Genomic DNA, 22,267 nt, shown 5'->3' with positions numbered 1-22,267 from the left:
CGCAGCGCTACACGCACCCACCTGATCGACCCATCGAGCCCTGATCATCACATTTCAATGCTGCGTCTCGCCGAGACCGGTGTGTGCCCAAACGGTTTCATAGCGGCCAGTCCGTTTGGACCATCGCTTGCGGCCAGTATCGAACACGACCCTCTTCAACGAGATCCTGGATTGCCGCTTTAATCGCGATACGGAATTGGGCCGGATCCACGGGGATGTCTTTTCGTGTCATATCGAAAATCCTCATCTTGGGTTGGTGTGGCGAACAGCTAGTCTAGACTAGTCGGCCGCTTCAATTAATTTGAGCGGAGATGGGTTTTGTGATTCGATTCCGTCGCAACGCGGGCGACGGAGGCAATCATGGCTGCCAAGGAGATTTCGGTAAAGAAGTATGTTGTTCGGCTGAGCGGCGAGGAACGCGAACAGCTTGAAGCGCTGATACGGAAAGGCAAAAGCCCGGCGCAGCGGCTGCTGAAGGCTCGGATATTGTTGAAGGCCGATATCTCGGAAGCCGGTGCAGGTTGGAGTGACAGCCGGATCATCAAGGCTTTGGACACCAGCGTTTCCATGGTTTACCGGGTGCGAAAGCAATTGGTGGAGGAAGGCTTCGAGGCTGTGTTGAGCCGCAAGCAGCGGGCGACACCGGGGGTTGCTCGGATTTTTGACGGCGAGAAGGAAGCCAAACTGATTGCCCTGGCTTGTTCCAAGCCGCCCAAGGGACGCGCGCGCTGGACCCTGCGGCTGTTGGAGAAAAAGGTCGTGGAACTGAAGATTGTCGATCGTGCCAGCGACTCAACGATCGGAAGGACGCTAAAAAAAACATTCTCCAGCCCCACCGCCGACAGTGCTGGGTCATTCCGCCGAAGGCCAATACCGCGTTCGTAGCCGCCATGGAGGACGTGCTGGCCGTCTACACGCGACCGCGCGATCCTGATCGTCCGCTGGTGTGCCTGGACGAGACCTCAAAGCAACTGCTCGCCGAAACGCGCCTGCCGATCCCGATGAAACCGGGACGTCCGGCCCGTTGTGATTACGAGTACGAGCGCAATGGGACCGCCAACCTCTTCATGATGTTTGCGCCGCTCGAAGGCTGGCGCCACGTCAAAGTCACCGATCGTCATACCGCCGTGGACTACGCTCACGTCTTGAAAGACTTGGCCGATGTCCACTTCTCAAGCGCCAAGACCATTGTTCTGGTTCAGGACAATCTCAACATCCACAGCAAGGCGTCACTTTATGAAGCTTTCCCGGCTGCTGAAGCCAGGCGCCTGGTCGAGCGCTTCGAATGGCACTACACCCCAAAGCACGGCAGTTGGCTCGATCTGGCGGAATCCGAACTCGGCGTCCTGTCGTCCCAGTGCCTCGATCGCCGGATTCCCGACAAACAGACCCTCGTCGAGGAAATCGCTGCTTGGCAACACGACCGCAACGCCAACCACACCAAGGCCAATTGGCACTTCTCAACATCCAACGCACGTATCAAACTCAAGCACCTCTACCCCTCAATCTGAATGAATCGGGCGACTAGGCCAGAAGCTTTTACCCCCATTCCGCGCATGCGGGCACCGACGTCGATGCGCGGACCCTGGCTCGCGGCCCGCGCCGCGGCGCCGACAGCGGCGATCCCCGTAGACCTTTCTCACCACCAGCCGAGAACCCAGCCCGAGCGTCGCCATCATCGACAGTCAAAGCGTCAAGAGCGCGGAAAAAGGGGGCGTGGATTGACCCGCATGGCTACGATGCGGGAAAGAAGATCAAGGGCAAGAAGCGCACTCCTAGTCGATACCCAAGGCTTGCTGCTCCACGCCCTCGTGCATTCGGCGGACATCCAGGATCGTGACGGCGGGGTGCTGGTGATGGCCACACTGTTTGGGCTGCATCCATTCCTGCTGAAGCTCTATGCCGACGGCGGCTATCAGGGGCCGGTCTTTCAGTCCGCCGTTCGCAAAATCCTCCGGCAAATCGATGTGGAGATCGTCAAGCGCTCCAATATAGCAAAGGGCTTTGCGGTCTTGCCCAAGCGATGGATCGTCGAACGCACCATCGCCTGGCTCAACCGCTGCCGCCGCTTGGCCAAGGATTGGGAGTGCCTCAACCGAAAGGCCTTGGCGTTCTTGCGTCTCGCCTCAATCCGCCTCATGCTCAGAAAGCTCTGTCAAAAAAGATCATGATCCCGGACAGACACTAAGGGTGCAGACTCATGAGAAGCCGGTCTATCGTTTGATCGACTCCAAATCCACCTTTCCTCTTCGCCGTGACGGCGGCATTGTGTTCGAAAGAATGTCTGTTGCAATCTTGGAGGAAAATACCCGAATGATGGCCCGCAATAGTCGAAAGCAGCCTTTGGCCTCCATTCATCGTCAACGGACTTTACGTGTCTTAGGTACAGACATTTCTTTACTGGAGGCTGTTCGACAGAAAGCGATCAGAGATCTTGGATTCAATATCGAATTCGAGGTGCTCGACTTCCCGAATTGCCAGCGCAAGGCGGCGCTCAATCCGGAGGCCTATGACGTCTATGATCAGTGCTTTCATAATCTGGCGATCGTCTGGTTCTGGGGCGCCCTGCAACCCATCGACACGACTTGGTTAAGCAATTGGACCAAAGTCAGTGCGCTGACCAAGTCGGGCGGCGTCGGCAAATATGCCAGCAGGGGCTTCGGTGACGCGCCAATGCACAAGCTTTATGTGCAACCCGATCATTCACTCGGGCCAGAAGAGACGCGTTATATCGCGATGTTGCCGACCGTCCACAATTTCGATTCTTTCGGTTATGACACGCGGGTTTTCAACAGAGACGGCAATGAGCGCGAGAGCTGGGCTATGCTGTTCGACCCGCGAGCACATGGAAAGCTTGCGTTTGTTGACGAGCCCGCGATCGGCCTTTTCGACGCAGCGCTGGCTGCCGAAGCCATGGGGGCTTTGCGGTTCGAAAACATCGGCAACATGACCCCGGCGGAGATTGGCGCTCTTTTCAAGTTCTTGAAAGACAAGCGTAAGGAAGGCTTCGTTCATCGTTGCTGGCGTACGGGCGAGCAAGCCGCCAAATTGTTCAGGGACGACGATGTGGTGATCCAGAGCATGTGGTCGCCGGCTTACAACGAGTTAGGAAGCGCGGCTGCCGTCGTGAAGGAAGCCGTTCCGGCGGAGGGCTATCGGGCCTGGCATGGAGGACTTAGCATAGCGCGCCATGTCTCGGGGCCGATGCTTCAAATGGCTTGCGAATACATGGATTGGTGGCTTTCAGGTTGGGCAGGAGCAGTGATGGCTCGACGAGGCTACTACATGTCGGTGCCCTCAGTGGTCGAGGAGCACCTGAGCGCTGCGGAATGGAGCTACTGGTACGATGGCCAGGAGGCGAGCCAGGATATCTTGGCTGCCGATGGCGAGACGATCATCGTTCGACGAGGTGCAAGGCGTTCCGGCGGAAGCTATCTGGAGCGCGCGCGTCGCATTGCGCTTTGGAACACCGTGATGGACGAGCACAATTATGCAGCCCGTGCATGGACCAGGTTCGTCTCCAGCGTGAACGGTAAACCGAGATGAGGAAAAGCATCAAGCGTTACGAGCTTGTCGCCGCCGCATTGAGGTCAAATATCGTTTCGGGGCGATTGGAAACAGGCCTCGTTCTGTTGGAAGGCCCGATCGCCAACCTCATGAAGACGAGCCGGGCGCCGGTGCAAGCCGCGTTGCGAATCCTGGAGGAGGAAAAGCTGATTCGCCGTTTCGACGGGCGCGGCTATCTGGTCGGTCGCGCCGGAACGTCGGTGGCGCTGATTCGACGTGACATCGGCAAGCTCGATCTTCGTATCCCCAACGAAATCAACGCCGCGCTCCAGAATCGAGGTCTTTGGGAGGTTGTCTACGAGGAAGTGGAATCCGCCGTTGCCGCTTGTCTGATTTTTGGCGAGTTTCGCATTATCGAGTCGGAGCTCGGCGACTATTATGGCGTCAGCCGAACCGTCGTCCGCGATGTGCTTGGCCGACTGCATGAGCGCGGCATCATCGCCAAGACCTCGAGTTCTCACTGGATTGTAGCTCCCCTCACGGCGGAGTCGGTTCGAGAGCGTTTTCAGGTTCGACGACTCCTGGAGCCCGAAGCGCTTCGCCTGGCTGGCGATCGCATCGACCTCGAGAAGATCGCTCAATCACTGCAACGTGAGCGAGTCCGCGACCCGGCTAAACAGGGCGCGGCAGACTGGATGCAGCTTGAGCGGGACCTGATGGAATTCTGCATCTTTCGCGCGCCGAACCAACATCTCCTCGAGCTCATTCGTCATAATCAGATGCCGCTTGCGGCGGCATCTCGGGCACTGACCAAGCTGGGACTGCCCGAGGATGAGATTGCGGTCGGCGAGTACCTCATGCTGTTCGAACTCATTACAGCGCGCGCGATCGATGCAGCGGCGATTTACCTGAGTAATCATCTGACCGCCTTGGCAGAAAAGAACTTGGCGAGGCTGAAGATCGTCGCGGTCATTGGTGAAGCGCCGGTCGGGGTGCCTTACCTGTCGTTGCGCGAGTCCGAATAACGGATATTGAATTCAATAATCATTATTTTGAAGCTTGATCGTTTTCGCGCCAGAGAGTTGGTGCGGAAATAGGCAGCTTTATGAAGATCGGATGTCGCATGCTCCTCTCTACGAAATTAGGTTGCATACATTAAGCATTTTTGCTTTCCTTGGTTCAACGCCTTCGCGCAACGCCGTGCGAACCAAGAAGGGCATGTCGATCTTGTCCGAAGAACCCATTTTGAGACTGGAAGGTCTGACGAAGCGGTTCGGTCGTCACGTGGCTTTGGGCGACGTCACGTTTGCCGTCGAACGCGGCGAGTACGTTGCGCTTTTAGGGCCGAGCGGATCTGGCAAGACCACTCTGTTGCGTTCTATCGCCGGATTCGAAATCCCGGATGCCGGAAAGATATTCCTGTCCGGCCAGGAAATCACTCGCGCGAACATCTATGAGCGCGGCATCGGGTTCGTGTTTCAGAACTTCGCGCTTTTTCCTCATCTGTCAGTGAAGGACAACGTCGCGTTTGGCCTCCGAAACGGGGCCAAGCGGTTACCGAAAGACGAAGTGCTGTCTCGCGTGCTGCAGACAATTGCAATGGTGGGACTGATGGGCCTCGAAGAACGCGGCGCCGCTCAAATATCGGGTGGCCAGAAGCAACGGGTCGCGTTAGCCCGCACGTTGGTCATGCAGCCGAAATTGGTTCTTCTCGACGAACCGTTGGGTGCGCTCGACGCCAATCTGCGATTGCGTATGCGCGCGGAGCTTCGGCAAATCCGTGAACAGCTTGGCATTCCATTCCTGCATGTGACGGGGAGCGAAACCGAGGCCTTGGCGATGGGCGATCGCGTGATCGTTCTGGACCAAGGCCGCATCGGGCAATTTGGCAAGCCGGACGAAGTCTATAACCGTCCGGCCACTCCAAATGTCGCCCGCTTTCTTAATCGCTACAACGTGTTTGATGGCGCTCTCGACGGCGAAGTGTTTACGAGCGCTTACGGACGCTTCGCTTTCGGCGTTCGCATGCCGAGTGCGAGGTCTGCCTATGCCGTGCGCTACGACCGGTTGGTCGCCAAGCAAGCGGGCACTGTCTCCCGGGCGCCGGCAATCAGGGTCAACTATGTCGCTAGCGAGTACCTCGGCGCAGCGATCATGCATTTCTTCGAAACGAACGACGGCAAAGTCGTGGAAGTCGAGCACCATCTCAGCAATGGCCCGCCGTCCACATTTTCCGAAGGCCAGGCCTACGATCTGACCTGGACTGCAGAAGATGGCATAGTTTTTGGATGAGTGGTGGGCATGAGTTCTATCGAAGCCGTCGTCAGTAAGACAGAGCAGCCTGATCGAGGCAGAAGTGGCGCGTTGCGGTCCTATCTGCTGATCGCGCCCTCCGTCATCTGGATGGCTTTATTCCTGATCCTTCCCTTGGCGATGATCGTTTACGTCTCGTTCTGGACGCAGTCGACCTTCAAGATTGAGCCGAAGCTGACGCTCGATAGCTGGCAGACGTTTTTCGGCTCCGACACCTATCTCAATTCGTTATGGACCACGATACGGATCTGGCTGATCGTCCTGATCTCCACGTTCGTCCTTGGCTATCCGACCGCCTTGTTTGTAGGCCTGTTTGTCAGGAATAAGACCCTGCAGACAGCGCTTTTGGTCCTGTGCGTCATCCCCTTTTGGACGTCGTTCTTGATACGCGTGATCGCGTGGCGGCCTATGCTGGGGAAAGAGGGCGCCATCAACATCCTTCTGATGAAGTTCGGCTTCATTCATCAGCCGATCGAGGCCCTGCTGTTCACTGAGCTTTCGGTCGTGATCGGCATGACCCAGATCTATGTGGTGTTCATGGTCGGCCCCATCGCATTCATGCTGGGACGCATCGATCCTAACATCATTGAGGCCGCGCGGGATTTAGGCGCAGGTTTCTGGCGGATTTTGCGTAAGATCATCTTTCCGTTGAGCCTGCCCGGCGTCGTCGTTGGCGCCATGTTTGTAAGCGTGATGGTGCTCGGGGAATTCGCCACCAGCGCCGCGCTGTCAGGACGCAAGGTGAACCTGCTCGGCAATATCGTCGTGACGCAGGTTGGCTCGTTGAAATGGGCGCTCGCGTCGGTCGTGGGCGTCATCCTCACGGTGATCATGGGTTTTGTGATCGCGGGGCTTCTGCGCATCGTCGATCTGAAGAAGGAGCTTTAGGAGCGATGGAGTCGCGCGTCTTCAAGCCGATGCTGGCCGTCTATGTGGGATTGTTCCTGCTGTTTCTCTATGGGCCTTTCATCGTGCTCGGCATACTTTCGTTCCAGCAGGGGCCGGAAGGCGGCCCGCAATTCCCGATTACCCAGTGGTCGATCTTCTGGTACCGGGACATTTTTGGCCTAACTCCTCCGTCCCGAGTGGCCCCGCTTCCCATTGGGGTATCGCTGTTCCGCTCGCTCGTGCTCGCGGGCATGACCATGATTACCTCTACGGTTCTTGGCGTCATGGCCGCGCAAGCGTTCAGGAAGAATTTTCCTGGAAAAACCGTGAGCTTCTACTTGATTGTGCTCGGCATGATCGTCCCCGGGATTCTCGTCGGTCTGGGTTCGGGGCTGGTTGCGACCACCACCGGGATTGAGCGGCATTGGTGGAGCACGGCATTTGCAACGCATGTCGTCTATACGCTGCCCTTTGCATTTCTCGTGATGCTCGCGATCTTCAACCGGTTTGATGCCTCCGTCGAGGAGGCTGCCTGGTCGCTTGGCGTCTCGCCGATCACGACGTTCCGCAAAGTGACGTTTCCGTTGATATTTCCGGGTGTTCTCTCGGCGATGTTGTTCGCGTTCACGCTGTCTTATGACGAGTTCTCGCGAACGTTGTTGTCTTCCGGCCGCGAGCAAACGCTGCCCCTTGCGATTTACTCGACGTTCTCGGTCGAGATTCATCCGAACGTGTTCGCCTTTGGTGTGCTCACAACTCTGTTTTCGTTCTCGCTGCTCGCTGTCTACGCAATTCTCATGACGCTGAGCGTGCGGCGAGCCAAACGTGTGGCAATCCAGGAGGCGGTCGGATGAAGACGGCGATCGTCACGGGATCGGGCTCGGGAATCGGTCGCGCGGTCGCGATACGGTTGGCCGCTGACGGCTATCGGGTCACGGCGAATGACATTCTCCTTGATCAGGCCGAAAGCGTTGCCTCGCAAATCCGAAGCAATGGTGGGGAGGCGATCGCCATTGGCGGCGATGTTTCCCTTGAGGATGATGTCTCTTCGATCGTAGCCGCTTGCCGGAGCGCGTTCGGCGATCCCACTCATTTGATTAGCAACGCCGGCCATGTGCATCAGGCTCGTTTTACGGAACTGACGCCCAAGGATTTCGATCGGATGTTCGCCGTGCATGTCCGCGGCGCTTTCTTGATGACCCGGGCCGTGCTGCCGGCCATGCTTGCCCGCAACGCCGGCGCGATCGTCTACACGGCTTCGCAATTAGGGCAGATCGGCGGTGTTGAGCTCGTTCACTATAGCGCCGCCAAGGCGGCCATTATCGGTCTTGCCAAATCGCTCGCGCGCGAAGTGAGCGCACAGGGCGTTCGGGTCAACGCGGTCGCGCCCGGCCCAATCAATACGCCGCTTGTTCGAGCGCTTTCGCCGGAGTGGCGAAAGGCCAAGGCGGCGGAACTACCGTTGGGACGATTTGGCGAGCCGGAGGAGGTCGCGGCGGCGATCGCTTTTCTGTGTTCAGGTGAGGCAAGCCTGTTTGTCGGGCAGACAATCGGGCCCAATTCCGGAGATGTGATGCTGTGAGTGCGACAGTCCTCATTACAGGCGCCGGCATCGGTATCGGTCGGGCAACGGCTAAGGCTTTCGCCAAGGCCGGCTACAAGGCCATCGTGACCGATATTCTTGAAAAGGAAGGTCGCGCTGTTGCTGCCGAAATCGCCGACGCCGGCGGAACTGCGGAGTTTCACAAACTTGACGTGCGTTCGACGACTGACGCGGACGCGCTCGTTGCTGCCGTTGAACAGAAGCACGGGGGCATCGACGTCATCGTGGCGAATGCGGGCATCGCGCACAAGACGCCGCTCGCCGCGTTAACCGACGATAAATGGGATCATACCCTGGACATAGACCTGAAGGGCATCTTTCGCGTGGTCAGGCCGGCTCTCGCCGGCATGAGAAGACGCCGGAAGGGAGCCATCGTCTGTCTGTCGTCGATCATGGGCGTCGCCTACGGGTGGGATGAGCACGTGCACTATTCATCCGCCAAGGCCGGCGTCGTCGGTCTTGTCCGCGGGCTGGCGGTTGAACTCGCCAAGGACGGCGTGCGGGTCAATGGCGTTGCGCCCGGATACATTCGCACAGCGCAACTGCTGTCCGAGGAGCATTCGTTGGGGCCTGTTGGCGCCGAGAAGGCGGGCGAGTTCATTCCGATGGGCCGGATCGGCGAGCCTGAAGAGATCGCCGACGTCATTCTGTTTCTTGCATCCAACGCTGCTCGATACATGACAGGGCAGGTGGTGGTGGTGGACGGCGGATTGTTGGTGGGACGGTACTGAAGCGATTGCACCTTCCAGGTGAATACGTGACGCAGTGACAACAGAGGTGAGGTTCAAATGTCTGGTTATCAAGTCTCGCGCAGAAATTTCATGAAGGGAACGGCGGGTGGCCTCGCCCTTACTTCGTTCGGATCGCCATTCGGAGCCCAGCAGGCCTTCGCGGCGGATCTTGCCAGCGAAGAATTGCGCACGGTGGGTCTTTCGGTCACGGTCCAGGAACGCATTCTCGCCGACTTCAAAGCCAAGTCCGGCGTAAAGGCCGTCTCCGGCAAGGGGGCGATTTTCCCGGACGCGCAGACCGAACTGCTGTCGGGCTCGACCGCCTACGATTGCTGGGAAACGATCGGAGAGCGCCTGCCGGCAGTGATCGAGACCAACAAGATCGAGTCGATTCCGGTCTCAGCTCTGAAGAGCTGGGCCAATATTCGCGACACCTTCACCAAACCGAACCCGAAATGGGGCAAGGGGCAGCAAATCGCGGGGCAAATCTGGACGGATGACAAGCAGACCGCTCTCTGGATGGTGCCGACGGTTTATAATTACGACTCGATTGGTTATCGGCCGGACCTCGTTTCGAAAGAAGAGGCCAGCACGTGGACCGCCATTTTCGACGACAAATTCAGAGGCAAGACCGGCCTGAACGTCGATCCGCTCATCGCGTTCGGCCAAGCCGTGCTGGCGATGAACTCGTTGGGCTTGCTACAGGTCCCCAATCCCGGCAATCCGGATAAGAAATCGATCGACGAGGCTTCCAAATTCCTCATCGCCAAGAAGAAGAATGGCCAGTTCCGTGCGCTATGGGGCGACTTCGGTGAACTCGTCAATCTGCTCGCGTCGGGCGAAATGATCCTGGCTGATGCTTGGCAACCGGCCGTTATGGCCGTGAAGGCTCAGGGAAAACAGTGCACCTACGCGGTTCCCAAGGAAGGCTACCGTGCCTGGTCGATCGGCGTCTCCCCGATCACGGGCACGCCGAACAAGGAAGCCGTGATTGCCTATGCCGATTACTGGCTCTCCGGCCCGCCGGCCGCCATCGTGTCCGAACAGGGCTACTATTCGCCCTCGACCGACATCAAGAAAGTCATGTCGCCCGACAAATACGCCTTCTGGTACGAGGGCAAGCCCTGGAAGGGGGCGCCGGAGCGCGGCATCAAGGAAGGCGATTTGCGAGACGGCGGCTCGCTCGAACAGCGCGCCTCCACCGTCGCCTATTGGCATCAGTGGCCGGATGAATACGACTACCTGATGAAGAAGTGGGACGAATTCCTCAGCGCCTGATTGATGGCAGGTTTCGAACCTCACATTTCCTTTGAGCGGGTACTCCCGCGTCTTCGGGCGCGGGACATGGAGCCAATGAGTACAGCAATGTCTGGAACTGTCGCGTGACTATCGATCTGCAACTCGTCGGTGTCGGGAAAGTCTATGACAATGGTACGCCCGCGGTTATCGATTTCGATCTTGAGGTTTCGAAAGGCGAGTTCATCGCGTTTCTGGGGCCATCGGGCTGCGGCAAGACAACCACACTCCGAATGATCGCGGGATTTGAGGCGATCTCGTCGGGCGACATCTTCATTCGGGGCAATCGGATCAACGATGTGCCGCCGGAGCGCCGGCCGACCGCGATGATCTTTCAGAATTACGCACTGTTTCCGCACATGACCGTGCGCGCAAACGTTCGTTTTGGTCTCGATGTCAAGAAGATGCCCGCCGCCACGCGCGACGCCATGGTTGAACGCATTCTCGAAAAACTTGGCTTGACCGACATCGGGGACCTCAAGCCGGAGCGATTGTCCGGCGGGCAAAAGCAACGCATCGCGCTCGCACGGGCCCTTGTGGTCGAGCCGGACATCCTGCTGCTCGACGAACCCTTGGGTGCGCTCGATGCGAACTTGCGCAAGAGCATTCAGAATGAACTCAAGCTGCTGCAGCGCCGTTTGGGCATTACGTTCGTGTTCGTAACCCATGCCCAATCCGAGGCGTTGGCCCTTTCGGACCGCATCGTCGTCATGAACGCCGGCCGTATCGAGCAGATCGACGCTCCCTATGAGCTCTACACCCGTCCTCGCAGTCAGTTTGTGGCGAAATTCATCGGTCGCAATGCGCTGATAAACGGCAAGGTGATTTTGGCGGACACCAACGGCTGCCGGCTGGACACGGCCTTCGGCGAGCTTGTTGGCGCGTCCAAGGTGGCGATGCGCGCCGGAAGCACGGCAAGCCTCGCGGTGCCCGCAGAAGCGATCGACGTTCTGCCAGCCTCGACGCCGCTGAGCTATTTCCCTGAAATCTATGGTGGCAATCCCATCAAGGGAACCGTCGAGTCGATCCAGCAGGTCGGACACATCGTCCAACTGGTCATCATCGTTGGCGCCACCCAACCAATCGTCGTTGAGGGGCATGCAGACAAATACGTCGGCCGATTCCAGGGGGGTGAGGACGTGTTGCTCGCCTGGAAAAAAGACGTCGCCACGCTCATCAGCCGTTAGCAACGCTGCATCCTCGATGGAAAGCGTTTAGTCGAACCGATAAACCGCATTATGGAAATTTGACGATGCCAGAGGTTTTTCCGCACCTTTTCTCTTCGACGAAACTGGCGGGCTACACACTGAATAATCGTATCGCCATGGCGCCGCTAACGCGGCAGATGGCGGAGCCCGATGGAACGCCGACGGACGAAATGGCGGCCTATTATGCGCGGCGCGCGCGTGGCGGCTGCGGCCTGATCATTACCGAGGGGACCTACCAAGAGGATCGACTAGGATGCCGCGCCTATCTCTCGCAGCCAGGCGTCGCCAACGCAAGGCATGTGGCGGGTTGGCGCAAGGTTACGGATGCGGTCCACAAGCACGGAGCCGTCATCATCCTGCAACTCATGCATGGCGGCCGTGTCACGGATCCCCGATGCCTCGCTCGAGGCGAGCGGTCGGTGAGCGCCAGTGCGACCAGGAGCGACGGCTGGACGCTCTATACCGATACCGACGATGAAAAGATAATTCGGAATATCGAAGGAGACTGGCCGAAGGTCACCTTCGGTTCGGCGCGTGCGCTGACGATATCCGAGATTCATCAGGTCGCTGACGGCTTTGCCGCTGGCGCCAAGCGCGCCATGGAAGCCGGCTTTGACGGAGTGGAGATCCACGGGGCGAACGGATATCTGCTTTATCAGTTCATTCACCCCAAGACGAATCTGCGGACCGACGAATTCGGCGGCAGCCCGGAAAACAACATTCGAATCGTCACGTTGACATGCGAGGCCGTCCGCAAGGCGATAGGGCCGGGCAAGATTATCAGTTTGCGCCTGTCGCAGGACGGTGTCGACGACTTCACGGGGGCGTGGCTTGGCGGCGTCGCTTATGCCGAACAGATCGGCAAGGTTTTAAAGGACTCGGCGGCGGACGCCTTGCATTGGTCGAGCTTCAACTACCTTGACAATCGCGACTCGAGTTCGACGACCCCGATGCCCACTGCGTTACGCGAGGCCTCAGGGCTTCCCTTGATCACCAACGGCGGCATCGCCGACGGCCCACAGGCCGAGATGGCGTTGACTAGCGGCGCAGCGGACATTGTCGCGGTTGGACGACCGATTTTTGCGCAACCAGACTGGCCTTACATCGTGCGTTCGGGGGTCCCTTATCCCTGGGCCGAATTCGACCGGAAATACGTCATCCGACCACCGCTGGATTATGGGCTCGCCTATCCGATGGCGATCAATGATCCGAATTGGGCGACGAGTTGGTGAACGGATGCCAGCCATGAAAACGGAATTTCAACGCCCGCGCGGACGGGCCGAAGCAATCCATGAGGGAGCAAGATCATGATACGTGTCGGCGTTGATGTTGGGGGTACGTTTACCGACATTGTCCTGGAGCAGACGACCGTCGGCGCCAGTCAGAAAATCTTCGTACACAAGGTGTCGTCGACCCCCGCAGACCAATCCGTTGGCGTCGTTCAGGGCGTGGTGGAAGTATGCAAGATCGCTGGAGTGTCGCCGGGAGATATTGATCTAGTGTTGCACGGAACCACCGTGGCGACAAACATGGTGATCGAGCGCAAGGGCGCCGATGTCGGCATGATAACCACCCGCGGATTTCGTGACATCCTCCATATGGCACGTCACAAGAGACCGCATAATTTCTCGCTGCAATTCGATGTGCCATGGCAATCGAAACCGCTGGTCAAGCGCCGTAATCGATTAGTCGTGGACGAGCGGCTGCGCCCGCCGACCGGGGAGGTCGAGGTACCGCTTGCGCTCGATCAGGTCGAGGCCGCGGCGGAGCTTTTCAAGAAGCGCGGCCTCAAGTCGATTGTCATCTGTTTTTTGTTCTCATTTCTCAACAGCGAGCACGAGGCGCAGGCCCGCGACGTCGTCAAGCGCGTGATTCCCGACGCGTTTGTTTGCTGTTCGCACGAGGTGGTGAACGTCATCCGGGAATATGAGCGGTTCTCCTCCACGGCAATGAACGCCTATATCGGTCCGACCACCGCGCTGTATCTCCGGCGGCTGGAAGGTCGCCTTCGCGAAAACGGCATCGCGGCCAAAGTGCGGATCATGCAGTCGAACGGTGGCATCTCCACGGTCGAAAATTCCTCGCTGCGTCCTGTAGGGCTCCTGCTTTCCGGACCGGCGGGCGGCGTCATTGGTGGACGCTGGACTGGTGAATCCAGCAAGACCAAGAACGTGATCACCATCGACGTTGGCGGAACGTCGGCCGACATCTCGGTGATCCAGAACGGCGAACTGAGGATCAAGAATCCACGCGACACCGAGGTTGCCCATCTGCCCGTGCTGGTGCCGATGATCGACATTGACGCCATAGGCGCGGGCGGAGGCTCAATCGCTTATCTTGATCCAGGCGGGGCGTTCCGCGTCGGCCCGCGATCGGCCGGCGCCTCTCCGGGGCCGGCATGTTACGGCAAGGGCGGCAAGGAGCCTGCCGTAACCGATGCGCAAGTTGTATTGGGTCGGCTTGATCCCGAACATTTTCTTGGCGGTGATCTGAAAATCGATCCTTCGCTGGCCCACGCGGCGGTTGAGCAATATGTGGCCAAGCCTCTCAATCTCAGCGTTACGGACGCCGCGCTCGGAATTCTGCGGGTGGTGAACAACAATATGGCGCTTGCCATCAATGCAAACTCGGTCGCCAAAGGCATCGATCCCCGCAATTTCACGCTGATGGGCTTCGGCGGCGCCGGCCCGCTGCACGCAATCGCGCTGGCGGAGCTGATCCGCGCCAAGGATACCATCGCGCCTCTGCATCCCGGCATCACGGCGGCGATGGGTCTGCTTCTGACGGAGCTTCAATACGAATATACGCGGTCGGTACTTGTGGTCGCAAACAAGGCCGGAAAGGCCGAATTTGAACTCGTGAACAAGATTGTCGCGGATTTGAAGGCGGAAGCCCGCGAACAGTTGCTCTCGGACGGCGTGCCTTCCGATATGCACCGTTTCGCGACCGTTGCCGAGTGCCGCTACGTCGGGCAGGGCTTTGAATTGCGCGCCGCGATGCCAGACGGGCCGCTCGGCGAAAACAATATCCATTCGGTCGTCAAGAGCTTCTTCGATGCGCATAAGCTGGCCTATGGCCATGCGTTCGAGGATCAGCTGGTCGAGATCATCACGCTGCGGGTGGTGGGCTCCGCCGCGACCGAGACGCTGAAGTTGCCGGAACTGGCCCATGGCGGCCGCGCCAATCCGAAGACTGCCGAGCTCTACACCCGCCACACCGTTTTCGACGACGGAAAAGCGGTCCCGACGCCCCGCTACGATCGCGCAAAGCTGCTCGCCGACGATGTCGTCAGCGGCCCTGCGCTTATCGTTCAGCACAATTCCACGACGTTGGTGCCGCCGGGTTATTCCGCCAACGTTCTTTCGCACGGCGATATGCGCATCGCGCGCTTGGGTTGAGGGAGGTAATAAAAATGGATCAGGGAACAATGGCTGCAATCGATCCGATCACGCTGCAGGTCATCGGCGGCGCGTTGCATTCGATCGCCGAACAGATGGGCAATGTCCTTTATCGGATGTCCTATTCGTCGATTATTCGCGAAAGCCAGGATCTGGGCGCCGGCCTGTTCGATTGCGACTTCAACACGTTGTGCGAGTCGGATTCGACGCCGATGCATATCGGCTCGCTTCCCGGCTATCTGCGCGGCATCGAGAAGTCGATCCCGCTGAATGCCTGGAAACCGGGCGACTGCGTCATTCACAATCATCCGTATTATGGGGCGAGCCATTCGCCCGACATTGCGATTGTGATGCCGGTTTTTTTTGAACAAGAACTCGTTGGCTTCGCCGCGAATACGGCACATCACGTCGATATCGGGGCCGCGACGCCGGGACTGATCATCGACGTGCCCGACATGTTCGCGGAAGGCATGCTGTTCAACGGCATCAAGCTCTACGAAGAAGGAAAACGCAGCGAGAGCATGTGGCGCTATATCAGGGACAACACCCGTGTACCCAGTCTTGTGATGGGCGACCTCGAGGCGCAGATCGCCTCAGCCGAATTGGGAGTCAAGCGTTTTCAGGAATTGCTCGGCACTTACGGCAAGGAAAACGTAATTCAGACGACGCGGCAACTGATGGATTATACCGAAGCGATGTTGCGCCGTGAGATCGCCAAGATTCCCGATGGCGACTATACTGCGGAAGGGTTTCTGGACGACGATGGAAGAACTCGCGGCAAGCATCTGCCGGTGAGGGTGACGGTGAAGAAACGCGGCGACGGCGTGGAGGTCGATCTGACGGGTTCTGCGGAGCAATCACCGACGGCCTTCAACGTTCCTTTCGAGGGATCGACCAAGGTGGCGTGTTATTTCGCCTTCCGCGCGCTGTTGCTCGATACCTATACGCATGAGGAGCATATCCCGCAGAATGAGGGGTCGTTCCGCCCGGTAAAGGTTACCGCTCCGCTCGGTTCGATCTTCAATCCGATTGCCCCGGTCGCGGCAGAAGCCCGCTTTTGCCAGATCCAGCGTATCGTCGATCTCATCATCAAGGCGTTGTCGCCGGTTCTTCCTGACCGCTGCACCGCCGGCAATGCGGCGACGCTTTCGTTCGCGGCTTTCTCCGGTGTTCGCCCGAACGGCGAGTATTGGGTCTTTTTGGAAGTGAACGAGGCGGCGATGGGCGGCCGTCCAAAATCGGATGGGCCCGATACGGTGGAAGAGTTGATGCGCAACACGCGCAACAATCCGCTGGAAGATCTTGGCATGCATTTGCCGCTGATCTGCGATCGCTATGAGTTGCGCGACGACGTCATGCCGGGCGCGGGCAAGTTCCGGGGCGGGCAGGGTGTCGTGAAATCGCAGCGCTTCTTGACGCCCGGCTTCGTCACCCACGAGTCTGACAGGCATGACGATGCGCCATGGGGCGTATTCGGTGGTAAGCCAGGTTCCGGCGGCAAGTATGAGATTTATAATGCCGGCAAGCCTCACGAGATTGCTCAGTATCCCGCGAAGTTCTCCGGATTGCGCGTGAGCGAAGGCGATGTCGCCTGCTACTTTTCCCCATCGGGTGGCGGCTACGGCGATCCGCTGGAGCGCCCCGCGCAGCAGGTTGTCGAGGATGTGCTCGACGATTTCATTACGCCGGAGCATGCGCGCGAAGCCTACGGTGTCGTGTTGAAATCCGCAGATGACGGCTTTGCCTGGGCGCTCGATGCTGCCGCGACGGAGGTGTTGCGGTCATCGATGCGAGCTTGACGTTGCGTGCGATCTTGCGAACCAGAGCCATCGAAGGATGAATTTCATGTCGCGCGTTATCGATCTCTCGCTTCTCATCGAAGACAATATGCCGGTGCATAAGCTGTTTCAGCGCCCGGTGTACACGGTCCACATGACCCATGAGAGCGCGAAAGCCCATAATCTCGGGGTGCCGGGCGACGCCATGACGTTTCAAACGAACTTCATCGCCATGGTCGATCACGTCGGTACGCATGTCGACGCTTTCCGGCATGTCAGTCCCGGCGGCAAGTCGGTGGACGAGATGCCGCTCGATCTGTTCATGGGCAAGGCCGTCTGCTTCGATCTGCGGCATATTCCTGATCTGGGTGAGATTACCGTCGAGGATATGGAGAGGGCCGAAGCCAAATGCGGCACGAAGGTGAATGGCCACATCGTGCTGCTCTGCACGGGTTTTCACAAACGAAATTATCCGTCGATTGACAGTGTCTGGAAGAATCCGCTGCTGACCGTCGAAGCGACGCGCTGGCTTCACGATCGCGGGTCGCGGATGCATGGCGTCGAGGGACCATCGACGGATAAGCCGACCGACAACATCTTCGCACAGCATCGGCTTTGCCGGGATCTTGGGATCTCGCATTGGGAGTGGCTGGTCAACCTCGAAGAATTGCTGGACGAAAAAGAGTTTCAGTTCTTTGGTGTCCCTCTGAAATTCAAGGGCGGGTCGGGTTCGCCGGTGAGGGCTTTCGCGGTGCTGAATGGATGATGCGCAGACCCGCAGTTGTCGCGATCGCCGCGTTTCAAATATTGCGCAGAAAGTTGCGCGATCGATGGCTTGGCGGCAGGCTTCGCTTGATCAGGTGTTCGGTGGGGCAGGGCGCGTTCAATTTGCAACTTACTGAGGTTCGTCCAACTTTCTCTAACTGACCCTCGGAGGGCACATGGCTACGATCAATTGTGATATGGGTGAAGCGTTCGGGCTCTATCGGATGGGCGACGACGCGGGCCTTATGCCTTTGATTGACATCGCGAACGTGGCGTGCGGTTTCCATGCTTCCGATTTCAACCACATGCGATCGACGGTTCGGCTGGCCAAAGCGCACGGCGTTGCGGTGGGTGCCCATCCCTCGTTGCCGGATTTGCAAGGGTTCGGCCGACGTGAAATGAAAATCGGGCGCGAGGAGCTAGCCAACTGCCTGATCTACCAGATTGGCGCCTTGAAGGGCTTCCTCGAAGCCGAAGGCATGGAACTCAACCATATCAAGCCCCACGGTTCACTATACGGAATGGCCGCGCGCAATGAAGACACCGCGCACGCGATTTGCGACGCTGCGGATGTGTTCAAGACCCCCTTGCTCGGTATGGTGGGAACGCTACATGAGACCATCTACTCCGCTCGCGGCCATCGCTTCCTGGCCGAATTCTACGCCGATCTCGACTACAATGATGACGGAGGGCTCATCATCACGCGAGAGCACGAGGCGAAAGATCCTGCCGCCGCGGCTGCCAAATGCCTGCGCGCCATCTCGGAAGGCAAAGTCACGACCGTCGGCGGCCGCGACGTTCGCGTGGGCGCGGAAACGATCTGCGTGCATTCGGACACACCCAACGCCGTCGCGATCGCGTCGGCGGTGCGCGGTGCCGTCCCGCGTCAAGCCAATCGGCCTCAAGCCTGAGAGGGTGCCATGCCCAAAGAACTTCTCGCCCCTTTGCCCGGAGTGTTTTATCGCAAACCGGCTCCGGACAAGCCGCCCTACAAATCCGAGGGCGACATCGTCGCGGTCGGCGACGTCGTCGGATTGATTGAAGTGATGAAGTCTTTCATCGAAGTCCACGCTGAAGGGAGCGGCAAGGTCGTTCGCTTTGTCGTCGGCGATGAGGAGCCCATTATGGCAGGTCAGCTGCTCCTGGAGATCGAATAGGCATGCCCATCTCTCGATTGCTAATCGCAAATCGCGGGGAGATAGCCGTGCGCATTCAGCGCGCGGCGCGGGAGCTCGGCATTAAAACCATTCAGGTTTACAGCGCCGCCGACGCCGACTCGCTGGCGGTTCGCATGGCGGACGAAGCGATTAATATCGGTCCTTTCCAGGCGGCGAAATCCTATCTCAACATCGAAGCCGTTCTCGCCGCAGCCAGGGCGACCGGCGCGGACGCAATTCATCCGGGCTATGGCTTTCTCTCCGAGAATCCGGTCTTCGCGGACGCAGTAGAGGCGGCCGGGTTGATTTTCGTCGGTCCGAAAGGCGAGACGATCCGAACCATGGGCGACAAAGCCGCGGCTCGCGGTGCGGCGCAAAGGGCCGGCGTACCCGTCGTGCCCGGTTCCGAAGGCCATGTCGCCGATCTTGATGAAGCGGTGAAGCTTGCGGAGAAAATCGGTTTTCCCGTCATGATCAAGGCGTCGGCGGGTGGCGGCGGACGCGGCATTCGCATCGCGGAAACCGTCGAAGCGCTTGGCGCGGCGTTCGATCAGGCCGCCGCCGAGGCCAAGGCTGCCTTCGGGGATGCCGGGCTCTATCTGGAAAAGTTCATTGGCAACGCTCGCCATATTGAAGTGCAAATTCTCGGCGACGGCGTGAACGCGATTCACTGCTACGAGCGGGAATGCTCACTGCAGCGGCGTCGGCAAAAAGTGTGGGAAGAAGCTCCGGCCCCCGTGCTTTCGCTCGACGTGCGAGAGGCGCTCTGCGCCTCGGCCGTCGCCCTTGCAAAGTCTGTGAGCTACCGAGGCGCCGGAACGCTCGAGTACCTCTATGACGAGGAAAGCCGCTGCTTCTATTTCATTGAGATGAATACCCGCATCCAGGTCGAGCATCCCGTGACGGAGATGATCACCGGGATCGATCTGGTGCGCGAGATGATCCGTATCGCCGGCGGCGAACCGTTAAGTTACCGGCAGAGTGACGTACGCTTGAGCGGGCACGCGATCGAGGTTCGCATCAATGCGGAGGACGGCTCGCACGATTTTCGCCCGTCGCCCGGCAAGGTGACTGCGCTGCAGGTTCCCGGAGGCATGGGCACGCGCTTCGACACGCTGCTTTATGCCGATTATACGGTGTCGCCTTTCTACGATTCTCTGCTTGGCAAGTTGATCGTGTGGGATACGTCGCGCGAGATGGCGCTGCGCCGCCTTGGCCGCGCGCTCGGCGAACTAAAAATCGACGGCGTCATTACGACGGCACCCTTGCTTCAGCGCCTCGTGGAAGTACCCGAGATCCGTTCGGGAGCATTTCACACGCGGTGGTTGGAGCAATGGCTCATGACGACGACGAAGCCGCAAGACGCCATGATGGAGCAAAGCAACCAATGAGCAGCCGCTATTCGTTTGGAGGCGATGAACATATCTTCGTCGAGTGCGATGAAGCGATGTCGCTGGAGGCCTTCTTCAAGAGCTTGTCGGTCACCAAGGCGGTGCGTGCCGCCCAAATTCGGGGCGTTACCGAAATATGTCCGGCTAATGCCTCGTTCCAGATCAAGTTCGATCCCGACGTCATCAAGCCCGACGATCTCTTGCGCGAGTTGAAATCGATCGAAGCCGCCGCAAGCGGCGGGGATTCCTCGCTCAAGACACGGATTATCGAGATCCCCGTCCTGTACAACGATCCCTGGACGCACGAAACGCTGATGCGTTTTCGCGATCGCCATCAGGCGCCCGACATGACCGACGTCGAATACACCGCCAAAATCAATCACCTCGACGGCGTTGATGGTTTTGTGAAGGCGCATTCCGACGCCCCTTGGTTTGTATCGATGGTTGGGTTCGTGGCGGGCCTGCCTTTCCTCTATCAGATGGTCGAGCGTCAGCGACAAATCCAATCGCCGAAATACCTGCGGCCACGCACCGATACGCCCAAGCTGACCGTCGGGCATGGCGGGTGCTTCGGCTGTATCTATTCGGTGCGAGGCGCCGGCGGTTATCAGATGTTCGGCATCACGCCGATGCCGATCTACGATCCCAATCAGGAGGTCAAGTATCTCAAGGACTTCATGTGCCTGTTCAACCCAGGCGATATCGTGAAGTGGCGGCCGATCGATCGCGCCGAATACGATCAAACCGTCGCAGACGTCGAGGCTGGAAAATTTACGCCGCGGATGACTGACGTCACCTTTTCACTGGAAGAATTTCACACCGACATCGACGGAACCAACGCCAAGCTGACGGGGGCGCTCCATGGCCATTAAAGTCGTCAAACCCGGTCTTTCGACTACGGTGCAGGACCTTGGCCGACCTGGATATTACCATATCGGCATCCCGATCTCGGGCGGCATGGACCGGTTCGCGCTATGCGCCGCCAATTGGCTCGTCGGCAACAAGGAAGACGCCGCTGTTCTCGAAGCGACGTTCCAGGGTCCCGAACTGGAGTTCACGTCCGATGCGACCGTCGCGGTCACTGGCGCGGAATTGCCGCCAAAGGTCGACGGGCAGCCCCGCGCCACCTGGACCACTTTCAAGGTCAGGAAGGGCCAGACGCTGGCGTTCGACTTTTTGAAGGCGGGAGCGCGTGCGTATATCGCAATCTCGGGCGGCGTCGATGTGCCGGTCGTTCTCGGTTCGCGCTCGACCTATACGCTTGGCGCCCTTGGCGGATATCAGGGCCGCAAGCTCGCTGCGGGTGACGAATTACCTCTGGGCTTCGGCGGAGAAATCGCCGAGGGCCGTGCGGTCCCGGCACGACTGCGTCGTGCGCCCGGTTCTCCCGCGGAATTGCGCATGATGTCGGGCCTTTATTGGCATCGCATCACCGAATCGGCGGGCCAGCACTTCTTCGAAGACACCTGGAAGGTGGCGCCGGAGGCTGATCGGATCGGTTACCGCTTCCGTGGCGGTCGGTCGCTGGACTTTGTGCCGCGCGAACCGCCGTTCGGGGCTGGCTCCGACCCCTCCAACATTGTCGACGCCTGCTACCCCTACGGTTCTATCCAGGTGCCGGGCGGGACCGAGCCGATCATTCTGCATCGCGACGCCGTTTCTGGGGGAGGCTACTTCATGATCGGCACGGTCATTTCCGCCGACATGGACCTGATCGGGCAATTACAACCGAACGCCCCCGCGCGCTTCACACCGGTTACGATGGAACAGGCATTGGCGGCCCGACATGATCGGGAGAAACTGCTCAACGAGGTCCGCGAAAGTCTATAAGGCATCGCATCGGCGACCGGAGCGTATCAGTCGGGACAGACGCGGTAGCGCGGTTGTATGTACCGCAAATCGCCTGTCTGGCTTTCCCTCGATCTTGTCCGGCCTGCCTCTTGTGTGTACCGAAAACCTGATCCGAGTTGATGAAGCGATGGAATCGCCTAAGCTGGCGGAATGATTGGGCTGCTCTATTTCGTTCTGGCCGTCCTGGCCTCGCCATTCAAGTCGAAGTTGCGGCTTGAAGCTGAGAACGCCGTGCTTCGACATCAGTTAATTGTCTTGAGGCGCAGGCTGCATGGTCGCGTCCGGCTCACGAACCATGATCGCTGGTTCTTTATTCAGCTGTATCGCTGGTTTCCGTCAATCCTGCAGGTTCTCACAATCATCCCGCCCGAGACCCTCGTG

The 22,267-nt window shown here is 58.8% G+C and carries 19 protein-coding genes and 1 pseudogene; all 20 read left to right on the top strand.

Going from position 1 to position 22,267, the window contains the following annotated elements:
- Positions 1-360 precede the first annotated feature (360 nt).
- Positions 361-1,511 (top strand): IS630 family transposase gene (locus V1289_RS08395; protein WP_334396503.1). Its coding sequence is split into 2 segments (ribosomal slippage): positions 361-823 and positions 823-1,511, totalling 1,152 coding nucleotides; the frame shifts between segments, so codons are not numbered across the junction.
- A 139-nt stretch (positions 1,512-1,650) separates the two neighbouring features.
- Positions 1,651-2,171, top strand: a pseudogene (locus tag V1289_RS08390) (IS5 family transposase); the annotation flags it as partial.
- A 19-nt stretch (positions 2,172-2,190) separates the two neighbouring features.
- Positions 2,191-3,546 (top strand): ABC transporter substrate-binding protein, encoded by a 1,356-nt coding sequence (locus V1289_RS08385; RefSeq protein WP_334396502.1) that lies wholly within the window; start codon positions 2,191-2,193, stop codon positions 3,544-3,546.
- Entirely contained in the window at positions 3,543-4,532 is a 990-nt protein-coding gene (locus V1289_RS08380) for a GntR family transcriptional regulator (protein ID WP_334396501.1), read from the top strand. Before V1289_RS08385 ends, V1289_RS08380 begins: the two co-directional genes overlap by 4 nt.
- Positions 4,533-4,653: 121 nt before the next feature.
- Entirely contained in the window at positions 4,654-5,799 is a 1,146-nt protein-coding gene (locus tag V1289_RS08375; RefSeq protein WP_334396500.1) for an ABC transporter ATP-binding protein, read from the top strand.
- Positions 5,800-5,808: 9 nt separating this feature from the next.
- Entirely contained in the window at positions 5,809-6,708 is a 900-nt protein-coding gene (locus tag V1289_RS08370; RefSeq protein WP_334396499.1) for an ABC transporter permease, read from the top strand.
- Positions 6,709-6,713: 5 nt separating this feature from the next.
- Complete coding sequence (locus V1289_RS08365) at positions 6,714-7,562, top strand: ABC transporter permease (protein WP_334407344.1); 849 nt, start codon at positions 6,714-6,716, stop codon at positions 7,560-7,562.
- Positions 7,559-8,290 (top strand): SDR family NAD(P)-dependent oxidoreductase, encoded by a 732-nt coding sequence (locus V1289_RS08360; protein ID WP_334396498.1) that lies wholly within the window; start codon positions 7,559-7,561, stop codon positions 8,288-8,290. Before V1289_RS08365 ends, V1289_RS08360 begins: the two co-directional genes overlap by 4 nt.
- A complete protein-coding gene (locus V1289_RS08355; protein ID WP_334396497.1) occupies positions 8,287-9,042 on the top strand; it encodes an SDR family NAD(P)-dependent oxidoreductase in 756 nt (251 codons plus the stop codon). Before V1289_RS08360 ends, V1289_RS08355 begins: the two co-directional genes overlap by 4 nt.
- Before the next feature lie 57 nt (positions 9,043-9,099).
- Positions 9,100-10,320 (top strand): ABC transporter substrate-binding protein, encoded by a 1,221-nt coding sequence (locus V1289_RS08350; protein ID WP_334396496.1) that lies wholly within the window; start codon positions 9,100-9,102, stop codon positions 10,318-10,320.
- 104 nt (positions 10,321-10,424) lie between these two features.
- Positions 10,425-11,525, top strand: a complete 1,101-nt coding sequence (locus tag V1289_RS08345) for an ABC transporter ATP-binding protein (RefSeq protein WP_334396495.1) — start codon at positions 10,425-10,427, stop codon at positions 11,523-11,525.
- Positions 11,526-11,590: 65 nt separating this feature from the next.
- Positions 11,591-12,778 carry an NADH:flavin oxidoreductase gene (locus V1289_RS08340; protein ID WP_334396494.1) on the top strand — a complete coding sequence of 396 codons (1,188 nt, stop codon included), beginning with the start codon at positions 11,591-11,593 and terminating at the stop codon, positions 12,776-12,778.
- Between the two features lie 75 nt (positions 12,779-12,853).
- Positions 12,854-14,944 carry a hydantoinase/oxoprolinase family protein gene (locus V1289_RS08335; RefSeq protein WP_334396493.1) on the top strand — a complete coding sequence of 697 codons (2,091 nt, stop codon included), beginning with the start codon at positions 12,854-12,856 and terminating at the stop codon, positions 14,942-14,944.
- 14 nt (positions 14,945-14,958) lie between these two features.
- Positions 14,959-16,743, top strand: a complete 1,785-nt coding sequence (locus tag V1289_RS08330; protein WP_334396492.1) for a hydantoinase B/oxoprolinase family protein — start codon at positions 14,959-14,961, stop codon at positions 16,741-16,743.
- Between the two features lie 46 nt (positions 16,744-16,789).
- Positions 16,790-17,488: a cyclase family protein gene (locus tag V1289_RS08325; protein WP_334396491.1), complete on the top strand. Its 699-nt coding sequence runs from the start codon at positions 16,790-16,792 to the stop codon at positions 17,486-17,488.
- 175 nt (positions 17,489-17,663) lie between these two features.
- Positions 17,664-18,398 (top strand): LamB/YcsF family protein, encoded by a 735-nt coding sequence (locus tag V1289_RS08320; RefSeq protein ID WP_334396490.1) that lies wholly within the window; start codon positions 17,664-17,666, stop codon positions 18,396-18,398.
- Positions 18,399-18,407: 9 nt separating this feature from the next.
- Entirely contained in the window at positions 18,408-18,644 is a 237-nt protein-coding gene (locus V1289_RS08315) for an acetyl-CoA carboxylase (RefSeq protein ID WP_334396489.1), read from the top strand.
- 2 nt (positions 18,645-18,646) lie between these two features.
- Positions 18,647-20,035: an acetyl-CoA carboxylase biotin carboxylase subunit gene (locus V1289_RS08310; protein ID WP_334396488.1), complete on the top strand. Its 1,389-nt coding sequence runs from the start codon at positions 18,647-18,649 to the stop codon at positions 20,033-20,035.
- Positions 20,032-20,907, top strand: a complete 876-nt coding sequence (locus V1289_RS08305; protein WP_334396487.1) for a 5-oxoprolinase subunit B family protein — start codon at positions 20,032-20,034, stop codon at positions 20,905-20,907. The genes V1289_RS08310 and V1289_RS08305 overlap by 4 nt, the downstream gene beginning before the upstream one ends.
- Positions 20,897-21,865, top strand: coding sequence for a biotin-dependent carboxyltransferase family protein (locus tag V1289_RS08300; protein WP_334396486.1), 969 nt, complete (start codon positions 20,897-20,899; stop codon positions 21,863-21,865). The genes V1289_RS08305 and V1289_RS08300 overlap by 11 nt, the downstream gene beginning before the upstream one ends.
- The last annotated feature ends 402 nt before the right edge of the window (positions 21,866-22,267 follow it).

This window comes from Bradyrhizobium sp. AZCC 2289 (genome assembly GCF_036924615.1).
GTDB lineage: Bacteria > Pseudomonadota > Alphaproteobacteria > Rhizobiales > Xanthobacteraceae > Bradyrhizobium.
This window is presented reverse-complemented; position numbering and strand designations above follow the sequence as displayed.

What these genes read in the sequence shown, in the direction of transcription:
- V1289_RS08360 (WP_334396498.1), top strand. Translation starts at nt 7,559, where the DNA reads ATGAAGACGGCGATCGTCACGGGATCGGGCTCGGGAATCGGTCGCGCG.
- V1289_RS08350 (WP_334396496.1), top strand. Translation starts at nt 9,100, where the DNA reads ATGTCTGGTTATCAAGTCTCGCGCAGAAATTTCATGAAGGGAACGGCG.
- V1289_RS08300 (WP_334396486.1), top strand. Translation starts at nt 20,897, where the DNA reads ATGGCCATTAAAGTCGTCAAACCCGGTCTTTCGACTACGGTGCAGGAC.
- V1289_RS08335 (WP_334396493.1), top strand. Translation starts at nt 12,854, where the DNA reads ATGATACGTGTCGGCGTTGATGTTGGGGGTACGTTTACCGACATTGTC.
- V1289_RS08330 (WP_334396492.1), top strand. Translation starts at nt 14,959, where the DNA reads ATGGATCAGGGAACAATGGCTGCAATCGATCCGATCACGCTGCAGGTC.
- V1289_RS08305 (WP_334396487.1), top strand. Translation starts at nt 20,032, where the DNA reads ATGAGCAGCCGCTATTCGTTTGGAGGCGATGAACATATCTTCGTCGAG.
- V1289_RS08340 (WP_334396494.1), top strand. Translation starts at nt 11,591, where the DNA reads ATGCCAGAGGTTTTTCCGCACCTTTTCTCTTCGACGAAACTGGCGGGC.
- V1289_RS08320 (WP_334396490.1), top strand. Translation starts at nt 17,664, where the DNA reads ATGGCTACGATCAATTGTGATATGGGTGAAGCGTTCGGGCTCTATCGG.
- V1289_RS08380 (WP_334396501.1), top strand. Translation starts at nt 3,543, where the DNA reads ATGAGGAAAAGCATCAAGCGTTACGAGCTTGTCGCCGCCGCATTGAGG.
- V1289_RS08325 (WP_334396491.1), top strand. Translation starts at nt 16,790, where the DNA reads ATGTCGCGCGTTATCGATCTCTCGCTTCTCATCGAAGACAATATGCCG.
- V1289_RS08365 (WP_334407344.1), top strand. Translation starts at nt 6,714, where the DNA reads ATGGAGTCGCGCGTCTTCAAGCCGATGCTGGCCGTCTATGTGGGATTG.
- V1289_RS08310 (WP_334396488.1), top strand. Translation starts at nt 18,647, where the DNA reads ATGCCCATCTCTCGATTGCTAATCGCAAATCGCGGGGAGATAGCCGTG.
- V1289_RS08370 (WP_334396499.1), top strand. Translation starts at nt 5,809, where the DNA reads ATGAGTTCTATCGAAGCCGTCGTCAGTAAGACAGAGCAGCCTGATCGA.
- V1289_RS08315 (WP_334396489.1), top strand. Translation starts at nt 18,408, where the DNA reads ATGCCCAAAGAACTTCTCGCCCCTTTGCCCGGAGTGTTTTATCGCAAA.